This window comes from Burkholderia sp. WP42, from assembly GCF_000745665.1.
GTDB lineage: Bacteria > Pseudomonadota > Gammaproteobacteria > Burkholderiales > Burkholderiaceae > Burkholderia > Burkholderia vietnamiensis.
On the sequence record NZ_JQJT01000023.1, the window covers coordinates 1 to 20,994 of the forward strand.

The following is a 20,994-nucleotide window of genomic DNA, read 5'->3' on the forward strand; positions in this document are numbered from 1 at the left end:
CAGCTTGAGAATCTCGTTGGTACGGCGCAGTTCCTTGACCTCACGCTCCAGGGCCTTGATGCGTTCACGCTCGGCCGTGCTCACGCCATCACGTTCCCCACGATCGATCTCCTCGCGCTTGACCCAATCCAGCAGCGTCTGCGGCGTACAGCCGATCATCGGCGCAATCGATTCGACCGCCGCCCACATCGACGGATGTTCGCTACGCTGCTCACGTACCAGACGCACTGCGCGCTCCCGGACTTCCGGGGAAAACTTGGTTGCCTTCTTGTTCATGGCTCGATTCTCTCAAGAATCCGAGCCTCCACAAAATTCGGTGCGGTTCACTCTCCGCAAAGTCCAATGACGGTTGCAACTTCAATGCACGGTCGATTTGAGGCGACCTTCCGCGATCCGGTGAACGTCAGTCACCGGTTGTTGCAGATGTCCTTGAATGCCACTCATACATTGGATTACGGATAGGCGAACGTTCCTAATACACAATCCGATTCGGGCTGTAGCCCGAGGAAAAGAAAGAATAATGCGCCCCGACGCTTCGTCTATCGATCAAGCTGCCGCTCCGGTAAAACGTATTATTGTCGGTACCTGCTTTTAGCTCCGCGAGGTAATCCGACCGGCGCTATATCGTGATACGGGGCAACATTGAGCAATGATGGCAGCAAAAAGCCCCGCAGAGCAAAGGCTTTGCGGGGCTTTTTAGGCGATCTGGGCTGTTATCGGCGCCTGACTGGTCCCCCCGACAGGAATCGAACCTGTATCTAGCGCTTAGGAGGCGCTTGTTCTATCCATTGAACTACGGGGAGGGCCATGTCCGCGATATCGCGTGCTCAAGACGCGACCGGGACGGCAAGGTGGACAGCGCGCAGAGTATAGCAAACGCGCGGCGCGCCGGCGGAGCGAATACGATTCGCTCCGCGCAATCGCCTCAGAAGCTGCGCCTCAGAAACCCGCCTCAGAAATCGACAACCACGAAATCTTCCTTGCCCACATCGCACAGCGGGCATCGCCAGTCGGCGGGGATATCGGCGAAACGCGTGCCGGCGGGGATGCCGTCGTCCGGCAGGCCTTCCGCTTCGTTGTAGACCCACCCGCAAATCAGGCAGACCCAGCTCTGGTATTCGGTTACTTCGCTCATGTGGTGCTCGGGAGGATGAAAGTCGCTGATGTCGTCCGCGGCGCGGCCAGCGGACGAGAGGCGCAATGGTACCGGAATTCCGCCGAACGCCCGCGCAACGTCGTTCAAGCGTGCGCATCGCGAACAACGTTCGCCGTCGCGCGGCCGGGACGCGCAGTGTATGCTTCGTGAACCTTTCAATCCGAAGGAGAAAACATGCTCAACAAGAAGTGGATCGCGGGTGCGGTTTGTGTCGCGGCGCTGGCCGTGTCGACGCTCGCGCGGGCCGAGGCGCGCGTGTTCTTCGTCGAGCCGCAGGACGGCGCGACGGTATCGAGCCCGGTGCACGTCAAGTTCGGTCTCGAAGGCATGGACCTGAAGCCGGCCGGCGACATGACGCCCGACACCGGCCACCATCACCTGCTGATCGACGGCAAGCCGGTGCCGAAAGGCGACGTGATTCCCGCCACCGACCATTCGCTGCACTTCGGCAAGGGCCAGACCGAAACCGACGTCAAGCTGCCGTCCGGCCAGCACACGCTGACGCTGCAACTCGGCGACGGTGCGCACCGCTCGTACGGGCCGGAGATGAGCTCGACGATCACGATCAACGTGAAGTAAACGCGTCCCACAAGCGGGCGCCCGGCTGCTAAGCGGCTACCAGGAAGCGGCCGTCAAGCGGCGGCCGGCCGCCCGCCGCATCGTTCGCACGGTGCCGGCGCCGCGGCGTGCCGACACGCTGTCGCCGTCAGCGCCGGCCGATACCCAAAAAGCCGCTCACCGCCATCGTCCATCCGGCCATCCCGGCGCACGCGTGCGCCACCGGTACAATGGGCGCTTCCGATTTCTCTCTTCGCCGTCTGCCCATGTCGCTTTATTCCATTACCGGTGCGCAACTCGCGTTCGGTCACGTCGCGTTGCTCGATCACGCGGACTTCTCGCTGGAGGCCGGCGAGCGCGTCGGTCTGATCGGTCGCAACGGTGCGGGCAAGTCGTCGCTGCTGAAGATCGTCGCGGGGCTCGCGAAGCCGGACGACGGGCTGATCACGCGCCAGCAGGAGCTCGTGACCGTCTACGTGCCGCAGGAGCCCGAATTCGAGCCGGGCGCGACCGTGTTCGATGCCGTCGCGTCGGGGCTCACGCACACGCGCGAAGTGCTCGAAGAATACGATTCGATCGCGCACCGCCTCGCCGAAACGCCCGAAGGCGCCGAGCACGACGCGCTGCTCGCGCGAATGAACGCGCTGCAGTCGTCGCTCGATACGCACGACGCGTGGAACTGGCGCACGCGCGTATCGATGACGCTCGCGCAGATCGGCCTGACCGACGGCGACGCGCCCGTCGACGCGCTGTCGGGCGGCATGCAAAAACGCGTCGCGCTGGCGCGCGCGCTGGTGCTGCAGCCCGACGTGCTGCTGCTCGACGAGCCGACCAACCATCTCGACTTCGACGGCATCCGCTGGCTGGAAGAGCTGCTCGTCGCGCAGCGCGCCGGCCTGCTGTTCATCACGCACGATCGCGCGTTCCTCGACCGTGTCGCCACGCGCATCGTCGAGCTCGATCGCGGCCGGCTGCTGTCCTATCCGGGCAATTTCTCGGCCTACCAGACGCGCAAGGCGCAGCAGCTCGAAGTCGAGCGCGTGGAAAACGAGAAGTTCGACAAGTTGCTCGCGCAGGAAGAAGTGTGGATCCGCAAGGGCGTCGAGGCGCGCCGCACGCGCAGCGTGGGCCGCGTCGCGCGGCTCGTGCAGATGCGCAACGAACGCGCCGAGCGCCGCAACGCGCAGGGCAACGTGAAGCTCGACGTCGCGCAGGGCGAGAAGTCCGGCAAGATCGTCGCGGAGCTGACCGACGTGACGAAGCGCTACGGCGAACGCACGGTCGTCGACAGGTTCTCGACGACGGTCATGCGCGGCGACAAGATCGGTTTCGTCGGTCCGAACGGCGCCGGCAAGACGACGCTGCTCAAGCTGATCCTCGGCGAGCTGAAGCCCGACGGCGGCACGGTGCGCATCGGCACGAACCTGCAGGTCGCGTACTTCGACCAGATGCGCGCGCAGCTCGACCAGGAAAAGAGCCTGGCCGACACGATCAGCCCGGGCAGCGAATGGATCGAGATCGGCGGCGTGCGCAAGCACGTGATGAGCTATCTCGGCGACTTCCTGTTCGCGCCGGAGCGCGCCCGCTCGCCGGTGAAGTCGCTGTCGGGCGGCGAACGCAACCGGCTGCTGCTCGCGCGCCTGTTCGCGCGTCCGGCGAACGTGCTGGTGCTCGACGAACCGACCAACGACCTCGACATCCCGACGCTCGAACTGCTCGAAGAACTGCTGGCCGATTACGACGGCACGGTGCTGCTGGTCAGCCACGATCGCGCGTTCCTCGACAACGTCGTGACGTCGGTGATCGCGGCCGAGGGCGACGGAAAGTGGCGCGAATACGTCGGCGGCTTCACCGACTGGCAGATCCAGAGCGAGCGCTCGCAGCAACTGGCGCAACAGGAAGCGGCGAAGCGCACGGTGAAGGAGGCCGCGCCGCTCAAGGACGACGCGGCAAAGAGCGCGGCCGGCCGTAATGCGCAACGCACGGTGAAGCTGTCGTTCAACGAGCAGCGCGAGCTCGATGCGCTGCCGGAAAAAATCGCGGCGCTCGAAGCGGAACAGAAAACGATCAATGCGCAGCTCGAGGACGGCTCGATCTTCGCGAAGGATCCGCAGGAAGGCACGCGCCTGACCGAGCGGTTCGCGGCGATCGACGATGAACTCCTCGCCGCGCTCGAGCGGTGGGAAACGCTCGAGGCGAAGCGCAAGCCGGTGTGACGGGCCGCCGCGGCGCGCCGCGGCCGGCAGCGGCCGGCCGCCGTCATCGCAACCGGGCCGTCGCGCGGAACCAGTAAAATACCGCGCGTCCCGGGCCGCGCATGTCGCGCCCGCTTTCGGAGCAGTCCGAGCACACCGTTGTTTCGATTCGCTTTTTTACGGAACTCAACGTTTTGTCCACGACGTTATCCACACGAGATGTGGACAACGTCCCGATGAATGACGAAATTCAGCATCTATGTCAACGAAGAAGCCCAGCGCGGCCTATAGCGAAGCATCGATCAAGGTGCTCAAGGGTCTCGAGCCGGTCAAGCAGCGGCCCGGCATGTACACCCGTACCGAAAATCCGCTGCACATCATCCAGGAAGTGATCGACAACGCGTCCGACGAAGCGCTCGGCGGCTACGGCAAGCAGATCACGGTCACGCTGCACGCCGATCAGTCGGTGTCGGTCGAGGACGACGGCCGCGGCATTCCGTTCGGGATGCACCCGGAAGAACGCGTGCCGGTCGTCGAGATCGTGTTCACGCGCCTGCACGCGGGCGGCAAGTTCGACAAGGCCGCCGGCGGCGCATACACGTTCTCGGGCGGTCTGCACGGCGTCGGCGTGTCGGTGACCAACGCGCTCGCGACGCGTCTGGACGTGACGGTCTGGCGCGAAGGCAAGATCGCCAGCCTCGGCTTCGCCGACGGCGACGTGGTGAAGCCGCTCGCGACGCAGGCGGCCGGCCGCGGCGAGAAGAAGTCCGGCACGCGCGTGCAGGTGTGGCCGAATCCGAAGTACTTCGATTCGCCGAACCTGCCGCTCGGCGAGCTGCAGCGCCTGCTGCGCTCGAAGGCCGTGCTGCTGCCGGGCGTCGAGGTCGTGCTCGTCAACGAGAAGACGGGCGAGCGCCAGGCGTGGAAATACGAAGACGGCCTGCGCGGCTACCTGCTCGACGAGATGAACGGCAGCGAGCTGCTGATTCCGTTGTTCGAGGGCGAGCGTTTCGCCGATGCGCGTTCGACCGACGACACCTTCGCCGAAGGCGAGGGCGCGTCGTGGGTCGTCGCATGGAGCGAGGAAGGCTCGCTCGTGCGCGAATCGTACGTGAACCTGATTCCGACGCCGGCCGGCGGCACGCACGAGTCGGGCCTGCGCGACGGGCTCTACCAGGCGGTGAAGAGCTTCGTCGAACTGCACAACCTGCAGCCGAAGGGCGTGAAGCTGCTGGCGGAAGACGTGTTCGCGCGCGTGTCGTTCGTGCTGTCCGCGAAGGTGCTCGATCCGCAGTTCCAGGGGCAGATCAAGGAGCGGCTGAACAGCCGCGACGCGGTCAAGCTGGTGTCGTCGTTCTCGCGTCCGGCGCTCGAACTGTGGCTGAACCAGCACGTCGAGCACGGCAAGAAGCTCGCCGAGCTCGTGATCAAGCAGGCGCAGGCGCGCACGCGCGCCGGCCAGAAGGTCGAGAAGCGCAAGAGCTCGGGCGTCGCGGTGCTGCCGGGCAAGCTGACCGACTGCGAGACGGAAGACATCGCGCGCAACGAGCTGTTCCTCGTCGAGGGCGACTCGGCGGGCGGCTCCGCGAAGATGGGCCGCGACAAGGAATACCAGGCGATCCTGCCGCTGCGCGGCAAGGTGCTGAACACGTGGGAAACCGAGCGCGACCGCCTGTTCGCGAACAACGAGGTGCACGACATCTCGGTCGCGATCGGCGTCGATCCGCACAGCCCGGACGATACCGTCGACCTGTCGAACCTGCGCTACGGCAAGATCTGCATCCTGTCGGACGCGGACGTCGACGGCTCGCACATCCAGGTGCTGCTGCTCACGCTGTTCTTCAAGCACTTCCCGCAGCTGATCGAGCGCGGCCACGTGTACGTCGCGCGCCCGCCGCTGTTCCGCGTCGACGCGCCGGCGCGCGGCAAGAAGCCCGCGCAGAAGCTCTACGCGCTCGACGAAGGCGAGCTCGAAGCGACGCTCGACAAGCTGCGCAAGGACGGCGTGCGCGACACGCAGTGGAGCATCAGCCGCTTCAAGGGCCTCGGCGAAATGAGCGCCGAGCAGCTGTGGGACACGACGATGAACCCCGACACGCGCCGCCTGATGCCGGTCAAGCTCGGCGAGCTCGACTACGAGGCGACCGTCGCGCGGATGACGATGCTGATGGGCAAGGGCGAGGCAGCCGCGCGGCGCGGCTGGCTCGAGGAAAAGGGCAACGACGTCGAAGCGGATATCTAAGCCGGGCATCCGCACGGCCGGGCCGCGCGCCCGGCCCGCCTCATGTCAGTTAAGAATACGGAATTCAGATGGACGACAACACTGCCGATCTCTTTGCCGGCCCCGACGCACCGGACACCGATGCGCTGACGCTCGGCAACTACGCCGAGCAGGCGTACCTCAGCTACGCGGTCAGCGTCGTGAAGAGCCGCGCGCTGCCGGACGTCTGCGACGGCCAGAAGCCGGTGCAGCGCCGCATCCTGTTCGCGATGAACGAAATGGGTCTCGGTCCCGACGCGAAGCCGGTGAAGTCGGCGCGCGTGGTGGGCGACGTGCTCGGTAAATACCACCCGCACGGCGACCAGTCGGCGTACGACGCGCTCGTGCGCCTCGCGCAGGATTTCTCGCTGCGCTATCCGCTGATCGACGGGCAGGGCAACTTCGGCTCGCGCGACGGCGACGGCGCGGCGGCGATGCGGTACACCGAAGCGCGCCTCACGCCGATCTCGAAGCTGCTGCTCGACGAGATCGACCAGGGCACGGTCGACTTCATGCCGAACTACGACGGCTCGTTCGAGGAGCCGAAGACGCTGCCGAGCCGCATGCCGTTCGTGCTGCTGAACGGCGCGTCGGGCATCGCGGTGGGCCTCGCGACGGAAATCCCGTCGCACAACCTGCGCGAGGTCGCGGCCGCCGCGGTCGCGTTGATCCGCAATCCGAAGCTCACGCACGCGGAGCTGATGAACCTGATCCCCGGCCCGGACTTCCCCGGCGGCGGTCAGATCATCTCGAGCGACGCTGAAATCTCGGCGGCGTACGAAACCGGCCGCGGCAGCCTGAAGGTGCGCGCGAAGTGGAAGATCGAGGATCTGGCGCGCGGCCAGTGGCAGCTGGTCGTCACCGAGCTGCCGCCGAACACGTCGGGCCAGAAGGTGCTCGAGGAAATCGAGGAGCTGACCAACCCGAAGCTCAAGCTCGGCAAGAAGACGCTCACGCCCGAGCAGCTCAACACGAAGAAAGCGATGCTCGACCTGCTCGACGCGGTGCGCGACGAGTCGGGCAAGGAAGCGGCGGTGCGGCTCGTGTTCGAGCCGAAGTCGCGCACGATCGACCAGACGGAATTCGTCAACACGCTGCTCGCCTACACGAGCCTCGAATCGAACGCGACGCTGAACCTCGTGATGATCGGCGCCGACGGCCGGCCGGGCCAGAAGGGCCTGCTGACGATCCTCGACGAATGGGTGAAGTACCGCCAGTCGACGATGACGCGGCGCTGCCGCCATCGTCTCGCGAAGGTCGACGACCGCATTCACATCCTCGAAGGGCGGATGATCGTCTTCCTGAACATCGACGAGGTGATCCGCATCATCCGCGAGTCGGACGAGCCGAAGAGCGCGCTGATGAGCGCGTTCGGCCTGACCGAGCGCCAGGCGGAAGACATCCTCGAGATCCGCCTGCGTCAGCTCGCGCGGCTCGAGAAGATCAAGATCGAGAAGGAACTCGACGCGCTGCGCGACGAGAAGGCCAAGCTCGAGGAGCTGCTCGCGAACGAAAGCGCGATGAAGCGGCTGATGATCAAGGAGATCGAAGCCGACGCGAAGCAGTACGGCGACGATCGCCGCACGCTGATCCAGCAGGAAAAGCGCGCGACGTTCGAGGCGAAGGTCGTCGACGAGCCGGTGACGGTGGTCGTCTCGCAAAAGGGCTGGGTACGTGCGCTGAAGGGCCACGGGCTCGACCCGGCCGGCTTCTCGTTCAAGGCCGGCGACGGCCTGTACGCGGCGTTCCAGTGCCGCACGCCCGATCGGCTGATCGCCTGGGGCAGCAGCGGACGCGTCTATTCGGTCGACGTGTCGGTGCTGCCGGGCGGGCGCGGCGACGGCGTGCCGGTCACCTCGCTGATCGAGCTCGAATCGGGCTCGCATCTGATGCACTACTACGCCGCGCCGGTCGATCAGCAATTGCTGCTGGCGTCGAGCAACGGCTTCGGCTTCCTCGCGAAGGTCGGCGACATGGTGAGCCGCGTGAAGGCCGGCAAGTCGTTCATGACGATCGACGCGGGCGCGGTGCCGCTCGCGCCGATGCCCGTGCTGCCGAACGCGACGCAGGTCGCGTGTCTGTCGAGCGGCGGCCGGCTGCTGGTGTTCGCGATGGACGAGATGAAGACGCTGTCCGGCGGCGGCCGCGGCGTGACGCTGATGGCGCTCGACGACAAGGAAACGCTCGTGCAGGCGCTCGCGATCGACCCGGCCGGCGTCGTACTGATCGGCACCGGCCGCGGCGGCAAGGTGCAGGACGAAACGCTGTCGTACGCGGGGCTCGCGCCGCACATCGGCAAGCGCGCACGCAAGGGCCGCGCGCCCGACACGAAGCTGAAGGTCGTCAACGAGCTGCGCCCGCTGCTCGGCTGACGACGCATCCGCCGGCGCGCGCCGGCACGACGGGCCGCACCCGCGCTTCGGCGCCGGTGCGGCCTGTGCTTTTGCGGCGACGAATGTGCGAAGAATGGGCGACGGCGCGGCGCTGGCGTCGTCGCGCGGAAGTTGCAAAATATTGTCAAATGCGGCCATGCGCCTGAACCGAGCGCTGGCTGGCCGGTCGAACGTCGCTCGAGACCGCGTGCGATGCGGTCGTTCGTTGCACTGAACCCGCTACCCCAGGATCGTCACCATGTCCCACGCCGTTGCCGTCGCGCTGTTTCTTCATCTGCTGGCCGTCGCCGTGTGGGTGGGCGGGATGGTGTTCGCGCACTTCTGCCTGCGCCCGGCGCTGTCCGATCTGACGCCGCAGCTGCGGCTGCCGTTGATCGAGGGCGTGTTCGGCCGGTTTTTCAACTGGGTGTCGGGCGCGGTGCTCGTGATCCTGCTGTCGGGCGGCTTCCTGCTCACCGCGTTCGGCGGCGCGCACGCGACCTGGCCGCTGCATGCGATGGCCGGGCTCGGCGTCGTGATGATGCTGATCTTCGGCCACATCCGCTTCGCGCTGTTCCCCCGTATCCGTCGCGCGGTGCAGGCGCAGAACTGGCCGGACGGCGCGCGCGCGGTGAATGCGGTGCGGCTGCTGGTGGTCGTCAACCTGGTGCTCGGCGTCGTGACGATCGGCGTGGCCGTGTTGGCGCGCGGCTTCTGAGCGGGGCCGGCTGACGGGTTCGTGCCGCTCGGCGCGGCCCGGCGCTGGCGCCGACGCCGGCAGAGCGGCGCGCCGCTACGCGGCCAGCATCGCATCGAGCAGCCACGCGCCGGCCGGGCCGAGCGGCCGGTTGCGCGACCACACCGCATCGACGCGGACCCGGCGCGGCCAGCCGCGCGCACGCAATTCACACAGCCGGTCGCGCGCGAAGTGCTCGACCATCCAGCGCGGCAGTTCGGCCCAGCCGAACCCCAGCACCGCCATTTCCAGCAGCATCAGGTAGCTCGGCGCGAGCCAGCGCTGCGTGCCGACGACGATCCGGTCCTCCGCGCGCTGGTCCTCCGGTTTCACGTACGTGTTCAGGCGCAACTCGCGCGCGTCGCGCAGCGCCGCATGCGGCACCTCGGCGTCGCCGTAGGCGGCCAATGCATGCATGCGCCCGACGAACAGGCCGATCTCCGATTCCTCCGCGACCGTCGCCGCGCCGATATCGGCCGGGTAGACGGCCCGCGCCGCCATCAGCCCGAGCTGCGCGCGGCCTTGCTGGATCAGGTCGAGCACGTCGTCGTGCTCGGCGATCTGGCATTCGAGCTCGAGCGCGGGAAAACGCCGCTCGAGCGCCATCAAGGTCTCCTCGTAACGCTTCGACTGGTAGGTGTCCGACACGACCAGCGTCAGGCGTGCTTCCTCGCCGTGCGCGAGCCGCGCGGCGATGCGGTCGATCGCCGCGCCGGCCTCCAGCGCGCGCTGCACCTGCGGCAGCAGCGCGCGGCCGGCATCGGTCAGCGTCGGCGTGCGCGTCGCTCGGTCGAACAGCCGCACGCCGAGGTCGATCTCGAGGTTCGCGATCGCTTCGGATACCGTCGACTGGCGCTTGCCGAGCTTGCGCGCGGCGGCCGAGAACGAGCCGAGCTGGGCGGCTTCGGCAAAGGCGAGCAGGGCTTCGGGAGCGTGGCGCATGCGGCGGGTCTCATCTCGTTATATCGGCAAAACCGATGGTAGCAAACTGGATGAGCGTCGTCGGACCGATCAGAATGGCCGCATCGGTTGAAACCAATGCATCGGAGGGAATCATGCAACAGACCAGCAAGACGCTGATGGAGCGCTTCGTTCACGCGCTGACGTTCGAACTCGTGGCGATCGCGCTGTGCGCGCCGCTCGGCGCGTGGCTGCTCGACATGCCGGTGTCGCACGTGGGCGCGTTGACGGTGATGGTGTCGTTGATCGCGATGGCGTGGAACATCGCGTTCAACGCGCTGTTCGACCGCTTCGAGCGCCGGGCGCGCGTCGCGCGTACGCTGCGCATGCGCGTCGTGCATGCGGTGGCGTTCGAGCTCGGCCTCGTCGCGATGGTGGTGCCGCTCGCCGCATGGTGGCTGAACGTCGGCATCGTCGACGCGCTGCTGCTGGATCTCGGCATCGTGCTGTTCTTTCTGCCGTACACGTTCGGCTTCAACCTCGCGTACGACGCGCTGCGCGCCCGCATCGTCGCGCGCCGCGTCGCCGCGCAGGCGGGCTGACCGCGCGCGGGCGGCGCGCGGGCGGCGCACGGCGCGGCGTCAGTACGTCAGTGCGCGGCGGCCCACAGCCACGCGCCGCACGCGATCGCGACCGCCCCGTACACCGCATACACGGGCGCCTTGAAGCGCGCGAAGCACAGCGTCGCGAACGCGCCGGTGAGCCAATAAACGGGATCGACCGGCTCGCGATGCAGGATCTTGACGACGGCGACGACGAGAAAGCCGGTGGTCGCCGCACGCAGCAGCCGCATTCCGTGCTCGAAGCGCGAATGGCGCTTGAGCCGCGACAGGTGGTTCTGCGCGAACACGACCAGACACCCGGACGGCACGAACAGCGCGGTCGTCGCGAGCAGCGCGCCGAGCCAGCCGTCGGTCAGATAGCCGAGAAACGGCACGACGTTCAGCAACGGGCCGGGCGAGACCGGCGACAGCGCGAACGCGAGCGTGAAGTCGTGATCGGAGATGCCGGTCGCGGGCGACACGAACAGCGTCTTGAGCACCGGCAGCGCGGAGAAGCCGCCGCCGAACAGCGTCATGCCGGCGCCGGCGAGCCGCGGCCACAACAGCGTCGCCTGGTAGTCGCCCGGCAGCGGCACGGCGAACACCGCGACGAGCACGGCGAGCAGCACGAGCAGGTTGCGATCGCGCGCGGACAGCGTGAAGTCGACCGCCGCGTGTTGCGGCGGCCCACTGAGCCAGCCCGCGGCGAACGCCGCGAACAGGATGCCGACGAACGCGGCCGGGCTGTGCGCGAAAGCGAGCAGGATCGTCGACAGCGCGGCGATCAGCTGCTCCAGCGGCGTGCGAGCGAGCGTGCGCAACTGCTTGAGCCACGTGACGCCGATCAGCGCGGCCAGCACCATCCCGAAGTGATTGATCAGCATCGGCGTGGTCAGCGAGCGCACGATCGGCGTGCGATAGAACGCCGCGAACAGCGTCATCAAGAGGAAGAACGGCAATACGCTCGCGATGCCGGCGATCCATGCGCCCACGCGGCCGTGCAGCGTCTGCCCGACCTGGATCGCGACATTGCAGCCGACCGGGCCCGGCACGAGCCATGCGAGCGCGACGAGATCGGCGAATACCTGCGGGTCGATGCGCTGCAGGCGGTCGACATAGTGGCGTTCGAGTTGCGCCATCATCGACAGGCCACCCCAGGACACGGCGGAAATGCCGGCGACGACCTTGAACAGGGTCCACAGCGACGCCTGAGCCTGATCGATACGTTCGGCCGCTTCGACTTCGATGGTAGTCATGACGAGTGCAGTTGGCGCCGGATCCGGTCGCGCGTGAGGGCGTGCCGGCGGAGCGCCGGCACGATGGCCCTCCCGATTGTCCGCCGCGCATCATGACACTGCCATGCGCGAAAACGCTAATTAATGAACTAAACAACCGGATCGGAAACCGAAACAATCGGCATGCAGCGCAACGCGCCGCGTATGGCGGAACGTCAGGTGCCCGTGCTGCCGGCGGCGCGCAGCGCGCCGCCGCTCGACCCGCCGCCGTACACGCCGTAGCGGGCGATCAGGGCGGGGATCGCGTCGGCCGGCACCGGCCGCGAGAACAGGAAGCCTTGCGCTTCGATCTCGCCGAGCGCCGACAGCCACGCGATCTGCTCCTCGGTCTCGGTGCCTTCGACGACCACCGTCAGGCCGAGCGAGCGCGCGAGATGCACGATCGACGACACCATCACGCACACGCTGCGATCATTCGGGATCGCCTGCACGAACGAGCGGTCGACCTTCAGCGTATCGACGGAGAAGCGGTGCAGGTACGACAGCGACGAGTAGCCGGTGCCGAAATCGTCGAGCGCGATGCGGATGCCGAGCTTCTTCAGCGCGACGATCTTCTCGGACACCAGCTCCGGATATTCCATCATCGCGGTCTCGGTGATCTCGAGTTCGAGCCGGCTCGCGTCGATGCCGGTGTCCTGCAGCGCCTGCGAAATCGTCTCGATCAGGTCGCCGCGCCAGAATTGCACCGGCGAGATGTTGACCGCGAGCGTCAGCGTGTCGTGGCCGTCGTCGCGCCAGCGCGCGAGCTGCTCGCACGCGGTGCGGATCACGAAGTCGCCGATCGGCACGATCAGCCCGGTCGATTCGGCCGTCGAAATGAATTCGTTCGCGGAGATGATGCCGTGTTCGGGATGGTCCCAGCGCGCCAGCGCCTCGAAGCCGGTGATCGTGCGGTGGGTGAGATCGATCTTCGGCTGGTACGCGAGGAACAGCTGCGCTTCGGCGAGCGCGACGCGCAGCTGCTGTTCCCAGCGCATCAGGTGATCGGCGCGGTGCGACAGATGCGGCGCGTAGAACTGATAGCAGTTCTTGCCGGCGTCCTTCGCGCTGTACATCGCGAGGTCGGCCTTCTTCAGCAGGTCGATCTCGCTTTCGTTCGCGACCGTGTGCAGCGCGATGCCGATGCTGGCGTGCAGCACGAACGAGCTGCCGCGCACGTCGAACGGCTCGGCGAACATCCGGATCACCGATTCGGCGAGCCGCACCGCGCGGCGTTCGATGTCGTCGCCCTTCATCACGACGACGAACTCGTCGCCGCCGATCCGGGCGAGCGAGCCCTCGTCGCCGACGGCGTCCGACAGGCGCGACGCGGTCATCTGCAGCACGATGTCGCCGGCGTTGTGGCCGAGCGTGTCGTTGACGGTCTTGAAGTTGTCGAGGTCGATGAACAGCAGGCCGAGCCGCGACAGGCTGGCCGGCATCGACACGTCGTTGCGCAGCCCGCGCAGCGTCGCGTAGCGGTTCGCGAGCCCGGTCAGCAGATCGTATTCGGCGAGTTGCGTCATTTCGCGCTCGCGGCCGAGCAGCTTGCCGATCAGCCCGGTCGCGACGCCGAAGAACGCGAGCATCGCGAGCGTGATGAAGCTCGTCATCAGCAGATAGACGTTGCGCGTGTGATAGTAGTCCGCGAACTCTTCCTTCTGCGACAGCCCGACCATCACCGCGAGCGGATAGCCGTCGAGGTGGCGGTACGACACGATGCGCGTGACGCCGTCGATCGGATCGACGATCGTGCCGGTCACGCGTTCGGCGATCGGATAGACGCCCGACGCGGAGAACGCGCCCGGCGCGTTGCTGAACGAGCCGGTGCGCCGCGCGAGCACGGCGCCCGTGTCCGACACGACGGCGATCACGCCTTCCTTGCCGATCGCCGCGTTGTTGTAGAAGTCGTTGGTGAAGTAGCTCGGATCTTCGGATACCACGACGATGCCCGCGAAGCTGCCGTCCGGGTTGTTCAGGCGACGCGTCATCTGCAGCGTCCAGTGGCTCGACACGCGGCCGAGCACGGGCTTGCTGATGTACAGACGGTCGTCGTTGTGCGCGAGATGGACCTTGAAGTGCTCGCGATCGGCGAGGTTGATCGGCTTCGGATGCGGCTCGGTGGTGTTCGCGAACAGCACGCCCTTGGCGTTGACGAGCGATACCTGGATCAGCGTGTCGCTGGGCACCACGCCTTTCTCGACCGCGCTCGCGAGATTGAAGCGCGCGGGCGACTTCTCGAACTCGAACTTGACGAAGCGGGTGATCTGGTCGACCTGGTGAATCGCCTTCACCGTGTGCTGTTCGAGCGCGGACGACAGGATCGCCGCGGACGCCGCCGCTTCCTTGTACGCGCTGTCCTTCTCCACCGACAGCCGCGCGACGATCACCGCCCACAGCAGTGCAAGCGCCAGCATCCCGAGCAGCGGGATGGCGAACAGCGCACGCCGGCGCGACCTACGCGGCGCGCGCAGCGGCCGCGTCGGCGGCGTGTGATTTGACCGGGCGGAGCTCATCGAAGAGGGCGGCGTTCTGCTCGCGTGCGTCATCCCGTGTCGGGATGGTCGGCTAGGGTTGGGGCGCACCGGCGTCTGTTCGTTCGCGGGATGCGCAATCAAGGACAGACCCGCCGAAGCGACGGATTAGGCCCGATATTACTGGCTGGAACGCTTTTGCGATAGCCGGGGAATCGTAGGGGGCACCGGCATCGCCGGCGCCGTCGCACATTGCGAAACGTCAGGCGGGCAGGGAGAAGGTGCCGTCCACGATCGTGACGACGTTGCCGCCGATCCAGATCGTGCCGTCGTCGTCGTAGCGTACGGCGATGCGGCCGTCGCGGCCGATCGCGGTGCCCTGGCGCGCCGTATACGACGCGCCGGGCCGCCGTTGCTGGCGGCTCAGCAGGCCGGCGATCGCGGCGTTGGCGCTGCCGGTGACCGGGTCTTCGCCGGTCGCGAAGCCGCCGCCGCTCATCAGGCAGCGAATTTCGAACGTTGCCGGGCCGCCGTCGGGATGCGGCGCGTAAGCGGCGAGCCCGTGCGTGCCGTAGCGGTGGGTGAGCGCGGCCAGCGCGGCCGGATCGGGCGCGAGGCCGACGCACGCGTCGGCCGACGTCAGCCGCACGACGAGCCACGGTGCGCCGTTGTCGACCGCGCACGGTTCGGCGTCCGGATCGATCGCGTCGCTGCGCAGCGCGGCTGCCAACGCCGGGTAGTCCGAACGGTCGAGCGGCGTGAAGCGCGCCGGCGGCGCGGCGAAGGCCCAGCCGTCGGGCTGCTCGCGCAGCTCGACGCGGCCGACGCCGCACTGCTGGATCAGCCGGCCGGGCGTGCGCGGCCGCGCGCCGCTTTCGAGGAACGCGTGCGCGGTGCCGAGCGTCGGATGACCGGCGAACGGCAGTTCGCCGCCCGGCGTGAAGATCCGGACGCGATAATCGGCCTGCGGATCGCTCGGCGTGCAGACGAACGTGGTTTCCGACAGGTTGGTCCAGCGGGCGATCGTCAGCATGTCGTCGTCGCCGAGCGAGTCGGCGTCGAACACCACGGCGAGCGGGTTGCCCTTGAACGGTACCGACGTGAAGACGTCGACCTGTTTGAAACGGACGCGGCGGCCGGTCATCGCGATGCGCGCGTTACGCGACTTCGGCGATCAGCTCGATCTCGACGCACGCGCCGAGCGGGATCTGCGCGACGCCGAACGCCGAGCGCGCATGCTTGCCGGCGTCGCCGAACACTTCGGCGATCAGCTCCGACGCGCCGTTCGTGACGACGTGCTGCTCGGTGAAGTCGAGCGTCGAGTTGACGAGGCTCATCAGCTTCACGATGCGCGTGACCTTGTTCAGGTCGCCGGTGTGAGCGTGCAGCGTCGCGAGCAGGTCGATCGCGATCGAGCGCGCGGCCGCCTTGCCGTCTTCGGTGGTCAGATCGGCGCCGAGCTTGCCGGCCCAGACCTTGCCGTCCTTCTTCGCGATGTGGCCCGACAGGTACACGGTGTTGCCGCTTTGCGCGCTCATCACGTAGGCGGCGGCCGGTGCGCCGGCGGTCGGGAGCTCGATGCCGAGCGACTTGAGCTTGTCGTAGACGTTAGCCATGAATTCGATTCCTCGTAGAGAGTCGTGACAGGTGAAAGGGGTCAAAGGCGCTCGCGCAGCAGCTTGCCCAGGCGCGCGACGCCTTCCTCGATCTTTTCCGGCGGCACCGTCACGAACGACAGGCGCAGCGTGTTGCGCTGCGCGTCGTTCGCGAAGAACGGCGCGCCCGGCACGAAGGCGACGTGGTCGGCGACCGCCGCCTCGAGCAGCTTCATGCTGTCGATCTGCGCGGGCAGGTTCACCCAGATGAACATGCCGCCTTCCGGGCGGTTCCACGTGACGCCTTCCGGCATGTGACGCGCGAGCGACGCGAGCATCGCGTCGCACTGCGCGCTGTACAGCTTGCGGATCGTCGGGATGTGCTCGTCGAGGAAGCCGTCCTTGATCACTTCGTGCGCGATGCGCTGCGTGAGCGTCGGCGTGTGCAGATCGGTGGCCTGCTTGGCCTGCACGAGCTTGAAGTGCAGCTCCTCGGGCGCAATGATGTAGCCGAGCCGCAGGCCCGGCGCGAGCACCTTCGAGAACGTGCCGAGGTGGACGACGTGATCCGGCGCCATCGACAGCATCGTGGGCAGCGGCTCGCCCTGGTAGTTCAGCGCGCCGTAAGGATCGTCCTCCAGCACCGGGAACGGGCTCGACTGCGCGAACGCGGCGAGCGCGCGGCGGCGCTCGACGGGCAGGCGGCGGCCGGTCGGGTTCTGGAAGTTCGGTTGTGCGTACAGCAGGCGCGCGCCCTGGGTCAGGGCCGGCGTCAGGCCTTCCGGCAGCAGGCCCTGCTCGTCGGTCGGCACCTGCACGTAGCGCGGCTCGTACAGCGAGAACGACTGCAGCGCGCCGAGGTAGGTCGGGGTTTCGACGAGGACCGGGCTGTCCGGATCGATCAGCGCCTTGCCGAGCAGGTCGAGCGCCTGCTGCGAGCCGGTCGTGATCAGCACCTGCGACACGCGCACGCCGTAGCGCTCGGCGATCCATTCGCGCAGCGGCAGGTAGCCTTCGGTCGCGCTGTACTGGAGCGCGGCGGCCGGCGCGTCGCGCAGCACGAGGTCGGCGGCGGCGCGCATCCGTTCGGCCGGGAACGTGACGGGGGCGGGCAGGCCGCCGGCGAACGAGATGACCTCGGGGCGTTCCGTTACCTTCAGGATCTCGCGGATCGCCGAGCTGGTCAGCTTGCGGGCGCGTTCGGAAAGCTGCCAGTGCGGCGGGTGCAGGTCGCTCGGATTCATAGTCTCCTCGTTCGGATATCGGGGTCAGTCAAGAAAGGTCGGTCGGGCTGATGGCGTCGCCGCCGCCGGGTGGGCGTGCGGGAGCGCGCTCTGGCCTTCGCGGCCGGGTGGGCAGAACCGTTCAGGCAAAGCGAACATTATGGCGCACCTCATCAGCCGGCGCGAGCGGGACGCGCGGCCATGGCCACCGCCGAGCGGCGGCCGAGCATCACGGTCGCGATCACGGCGGCCGCGAACAGCCACGTGGCGGGCGTCACCGTTTCGCCGAACAGCAGCGCGGAAAACGCGATCGTGAAGAAGATCTGCAGCAGCTGCACCTGGCCGACGCGGGCGGTGCCGCCCATCGCGAGCCCGGCGTACCACGCGAAAAAGCCGATGAACTGCGAAAACAGCGTCACGTAGCCGAACGCGAGCCACGTGCGTAGCGCGAGCGGCGCCGGGTGCGCGACGTGCTGCGCCCACGCGAGCCAGCCGACCGGCAGCACCAGCACCGGCGCGGACACGACCAGCGCCCAGCAGATCACCTGCCAGCCGCCGATCTGGCGCGCGAGGCGCGCGCCTTCCGCATAGCCGAGCGCGCCGATGCCGACCGCGACGAGCATCAGCGCATCGCCCGCCTGCACGGTGCCGCCGCCGTCGCGCAGCGCGAACGCGATCACGAGCGCGCTGCCTGCCAGCGCGCTGGCCCAGAACGCCTTCGACGGCCGTTCGTGCGACAGCCACGCCGCGTACAGCGCGACGAACAGCGGCTGCAGCCCGTTGACGACGGCGCCGTGCGACGCCGGCACCGTCTTCATCGCCCACGCGGAGAACACCGGATACGCGACGATCACGCCGGCCGACACGACGGCGAGGCTTTTCAGCTGCGCGCGCGTCGGCAGCCGCTCGCGGCGCCACCACAGCAGCAGGCCGGCCGGCACCGACGCGGCGAGCGCGCGGCCGAGCCCGTTCAGAAGCGGATTGAGCTCCGAGACGACGATGCGTGTCATCGGCAGCGTGAGGCTGAAGATCATCACGCCGACGAGGCCGAGCAGCATGCCGCGGGTTTCGCGGGAATTCATCAGGTAGGTGCTCCTTATCGGCGTATCGGTGTATCGCTGTAGCGGCGGGTTTCGTGAGCGGGCGCGCGGCGGCGTTCAGCGCAGCGTGCGGGTGCCGTGCGGCGTATCGAAGTGCGCGACGAGGGCGGGCGGCCCGTTGCCGGCTTCGACGCCGAGCAGGTGAGCGGCGCCGAGCCAGTCGAGCTGCTCGCGGATCGCCTCGGCACGCGGATGGACGCCCTCGAGCGACTTCAGCGCGACGCCGGTGTCCGGCAACGAGGCGGCCGGGTGCTGCGCGCTGTCCCACTGGATCAGCGACGGCACGAGGCCGTCGCCGGCGCCTTGCCAGGCGGGGAACGCGCCGTCGTCCGGCACCGTCAGGCCCCAGCTGAGGTCGCCGCGGCGCATCGCCACGACCGGCGCGATCCGCTCGGGGTACTGGCTCTGCCACAGCGCGAGCGAGCGCGGCCGGTCGACGCGCGCGACCCAGTGCGCGAGGAACGGACCGTCGGCGAGCCGTGCGTGCATCGCCGGATCGTCGAGCGCGAACAGCCGCGGGCGCGGCGGCGTCGAGTCGGGGGCAGCGGTGTCAGGCGCGTCGGGGTCGATCGCGATCACTTCGACGTACAGCCCGCCCCATGCGCCGAACAGCGCGTTGTGGGTGCGCATCAGCGGATGGCGGCCGCCGCCGGACGGTTCGATGCCGAGCGCGCGGGCGACATGGCGCACGCCTTCGTCGAGCGTGCGCGCAGCAATGACGAGATGGTCGATGGACAGGGAACGGGAGGGCATGAACGTCGGTCGGGAAAGGAGGGTGTCACGGTGGGCGGTCGGTCGCACGGCCGGCCGAGGCCGGAGGCGCCGCCGATGCGGCACGCCCGCGATGGCCGCACGATCGCCATTGCGGACAACTGTAATCGTCCGGACCGGCACAGTAACGGTACAATCGGCGCGATAGCCTTCGGTACAGTTGGAGCTGCCGCCCATGTCCACCGTCCCACTCGCCCAGATTCCCGCGCCGCACGACACGGCGACGCTCACGCTCGTCGACCAGCTCGTCCAGTGGGCGCGCCGCCGCATCGACGAACGTGTGTTCCGGCCCGGCATGCGGATGCCGTCGATCCGCAAGCTCGCGCTCGACAAGAGCGTGTCGCGCTTCACCGTCGTCGAGGCGTACGAGCGGCTGGTGGCGCAGGGCTACCTGGACTCGCGGCGCGGCTCCGGCTTCTACGTGAGGGAACGCACGGCCGCGGGCCCGCAACCGGCCGACCACGTCGGCCGCGCGGCCGAGGCCGTGCCGGTGCACAACACGATCGACGTCGTCTGGCTGCTGCGCAACATGCTGCACACCGTCAGCCCGGAGAAGGGGCCGGGCCTCGGCTATCTGCCGGCCCGCTGGCTCGACGGCGAGCTGATTACCGGCGCGCTGCGCGCGCTCGGGCGCCAGTCGGGCGCGCAGATGCTCGGCTTCGGCACCGCGCAGGGCTTCCTGCCGCTGCGCCAGCAATTGCAGACGCGCCTCGCCGAAGTCGAGATCGGCGCGAAGCCCGAGCAGCTGGTGCTGGTGTCGGGCATCACGCAGGCGATCGACCTGATCTCGCGCATCTACGTCCGGCCCGGCGACGCGGTGATCGTCGGCGATCCGGCGTGGTTCCAGATGTTCGGCCGCTTTGCGGCGCAGGGCGCGCAGCTCGTCGGGATGCCGTACACGCCCGACGGCCCCGATCTCGACGCGCTCGAGACGCTCGTGCAGATGTGGCGACCGAAGATGCTGGTGATCAATTCGGTGCTGCAGAACCCGACCGGCACGTCGCTGTCGGCCGCGCAGGCGTTCCGCATCCTGAAGCTGGCCGAGGCGTACGATTTCCTCGTCGTCGAGGACGACGTGTACGGCGACCTGTGCCCGCCGAGCTATTCGGCCACGCGGCTCGCGAGCCTCGACCAGCTCAAGCGCGTCATCTACCTGGGCAGCTTTTCGAAGACGCTCGCGGCGAACCTGCGGGTCGGCTACGTCGCGTGCGCGCCGGAGATCGCGAAGGCGGTGACCGACCAGAAGATGCTGGTCGGGATGACGACGCCCGAGCTCAACGAGCGCGTGCTTTACAAGATCCTGACCGAAGGGCACTACCGGCGCCACGTCGAGCGGCTGCGCGCGCGGCTCGACGGCGTGCGCGACAAGACCGCGCGGATGCTGGAGCGCACCGGGCTGCGGCTCTTCACGATGCCGGCGGCCGGGATGTTCCTGTGGGCCGACACGGGCGTCGATTCGGACGCGCTCGCGGCTGCCGCGCACGAGGCAGGTTTCTTGCTGACGCCCGGCAGCCTGTTCTCGCCGCAGCAGTCGACGTCGACGTGGACGCGCTTCAACGTCGCGAATTGCGGGGATCCGGCGCTGCCGGGGTTTCTCGCGCGCTATATCGAGTCGGCCGCGCGACGCGCATCGTGACGCTGCGGCGGCCGCCCCCTTGAAAACCGGGCGGCCGTCCCCAGATTTGCGCGCACACCGCTTGCGCCAGGCGGTCGTCCTTGACGGGCCAGCCCGCGTCACGTACCGGGCGCCCGCGCCACACCATTCGAGTTCAAGTAAG

The 20,994-nt window shown here is 68.0% G+C and carries 17 protein-coding genes and 1 tRNA gene; 7 read left to right on the forward strand and 11 right to left on the reverse strand.

The features are described 5' to 3' along the window. The 3 genes from EX20_RS15145 to EX20_RS15155 form a co-directional block, all read right to left on the reverse strand. A partial coding sequence (locus EX20_RS15145) for a transposase (RefSeq protein ID WP_034194079.1) occupies window positions 1-276 on the reverse strand: 276 nt, incomplete at its 3' end. Between the two features lie 452 nt (window positions 277-728). Continuing rightward, window positions 729-803 (reverse strand) — tRNA-Arg (locus tag EX20_RS15150). A gap of 149 nt (window positions 804-952) precedes the next feature. After that, the gene (locus EX20_RS15155; protein ID WP_011885645.1) at window positions 953-1,135 is read right to left on the reverse strand and encodes a rubredoxin; all 183 of its coding nucleotides are present in this window, start codon (window positions 1,133-1,135) and stop codon (window positions 953-955) included. A gap of 195 nt (window positions 1,136-1,330) precedes the next feature. On the opposite strand from EX20_RS15155, the gene EX20_RS15160 reads away from it, so the two are divergent. From EX20_RS15160 to EX20_RS15180, 5 genes are all read left to right on the forward strand, one after another. After that, complete coding sequence (locus EX20_RS15160; RefSeq protein WP_011885644.1) at window positions 1,331-1,735, forward strand: DUF4399 domain-containing protein; 405 nt, start codon at window positions 1,331-1,333, stop codon at window positions 1,733-1,735. A gap of 209 nt (window positions 1,736-1,944) precedes the next feature. After that, window positions 1,945-3,930 (forward strand): ATP-binding cassette domain-containing protein, encoded by a 1,986-nt coding sequence (locus EX20_RS15165; RefSeq protein ID WP_011885643.1) that lies wholly within the window; start codon window positions 1,945-1,947, stop codon window positions 3,928-3,930. Between the two features lie 238 nt (window positions 3,931-4,168). Further along, the gene (locus EX20_RS15170) at window positions 4,169-6,151 is read left to right on the forward strand and encodes a DNA topoisomerase IV subunit B (protein WP_011885642.1); all 1,983 of its coding nucleotides are present in this window, start codon (window positions 4,169-4,171) and stop codon (window positions 6,149-6,151) included. Between the two features lie 68 nt (window positions 6,152-6,219). Beyond that, window positions 6,220-8,541 (forward strand): DNA topoisomerase IV subunit A, encoded by a 2,322-nt coding sequence (gene parC, locus EX20_RS15175; protein WP_011885641.1) that lies wholly within the window; start codon window positions 6,220-6,222, stop codon window positions 8,539-8,541. A 259-nt stretch (window positions 8,542-8,800) separates the two neighbouring features. After that, entirely contained in the window at window positions 8,801-9,259 is a 459-nt protein-coding gene (locus tag EX20_RS15180; RefSeq protein WP_011885640.1) for a CopD family protein, read from the forward strand. Between the two features lie 75 nt (window positions 9,260-9,334). Here the strand turns inward: EX20_RS15180 and EX20_RS15185 are convergent, their stop codons facing one another. Beyond that, window positions 9,335-10,219, reverse strand: a complete 885-nt coding sequence (locus EX20_RS15185; protein ID WP_011885639.1) for a LysR family transcriptional regulator — start codon at window positions 10,217-10,219, stop codon at window positions 9,335-9,337. A 113-nt stretch (window positions 10,220-10,332) separates the two neighbouring features. On the opposite strand from EX20_RS15185, the gene EX20_RS15190 reads away from it, so the two are divergent. After that, the gene (locus EX20_RS15190) at window positions 10,333-10,779 is read left to right on the forward strand and encodes a multidrug/biocide efflux PACE transporter (protein WP_011885638.1); all 447 of its coding nucleotides are present in this window, start codon (window positions 10,333-10,335) and stop codon (window positions 10,777-10,779) included. A gap of 47 nt (window positions 10,780-10,826) precedes the next feature. On the opposite strand, the gene EX20_RS15195 is transcribed toward EX20_RS15190, so the two are convergent. The 7 genes from EX20_RS15195 to EX20_RS15225 all read right to left on the reverse strand — a co-directional run bounded on the left by EX20_RS15195 (window position 10,827) and on the right by EX20_RS15225 (window position 19,198). Further along, a complete protein-coding gene (locus EX20_RS15195; RefSeq protein ID WP_034194019.1) occupies window positions 10,827-12,035 on the reverse strand; it encodes a chromate transporter in 1,209 nt (402 codons plus the stop codon). 194 nt (window positions 12,036-12,229) lie between these two features. Beyond that, window positions 12,230-14,569 (reverse strand): bifunctional diguanylate cyclase/phosphodiesterase, encoded by a 2,340-nt coding sequence (locus EX20_RS15200; protein WP_034194020.1) that lies wholly within the window; start codon window positions 14,567-14,569, stop codon window positions 12,230-12,232. Between the two features lie 220 nt (window positions 14,570-14,789). Further along, window positions 14,790-15,671, reverse strand: coding sequence for a PhzF family phenazine biosynthesis protein (locus EX20_RS15205; RefSeq protein ID WP_014723426.1), 882 nt, complete (start codon window positions 15,669-15,671; stop codon window positions 14,790-14,792). A gap of 13 nt (window positions 15,672-15,684) precedes the next feature. Next, on the reverse strand, window positions 15,685-16,143 hold the full coding sequence (locus EX20_RS15210) for a RidA family protein (RefSeq protein WP_011885634.1): 459 nt from the start codon (window positions 16,141-16,143) through the stop codon (window positions 15,685-15,687). A gap of 41 nt (window positions 16,144-16,184) precedes the next feature. Continuing rightward, window positions 16,185-17,366 (reverse strand): aminotransferase-like domain-containing protein, encoded by a 1,182-nt coding sequence (locus EX20_RS15215; protein ID WP_011885633.1) that lies wholly within the window; start codon window positions 17,364-17,366, stop codon window positions 16,185-16,187. Window positions 17,367-17,518: 152 nt separating this feature from the next. Beyond that, window positions 17,519-18,427: a DMT family transporter gene (locus tag EX20_RS15220; protein WP_011885632.1), complete on the reverse strand. Its 909-nt coding sequence runs from the start codon at window positions 18,425-18,427 to the stop codon at window positions 17,519-17,521. A gap of 75 nt (window positions 18,428-18,502) precedes the next feature. After that, window positions 18,503-19,198: a VOC family protein gene (locus EX20_RS15225; protein WP_034194021.1), complete on the reverse strand. Its 696-nt coding sequence runs from the start codon at window positions 19,196-19,198 to the stop codon at window positions 18,503-18,505. A 193-nt stretch (window positions 19,199-19,391) separates the two neighbouring features. On the opposite strand from EX20_RS15225, the gene EX20_RS15230 reads away from it, so the two are divergent. Continuing rightward, a complete protein-coding gene (locus EX20_RS15230; protein WP_034194022.1) occupies window positions 19,392-20,852 on the forward strand; it encodes an aminotransferase-like domain-containing protein in 1,461 nt (486 codons plus the stop codon). The last annotated feature ends 142 nt before the right edge of the window (window positions 20,853-20,994 follow it).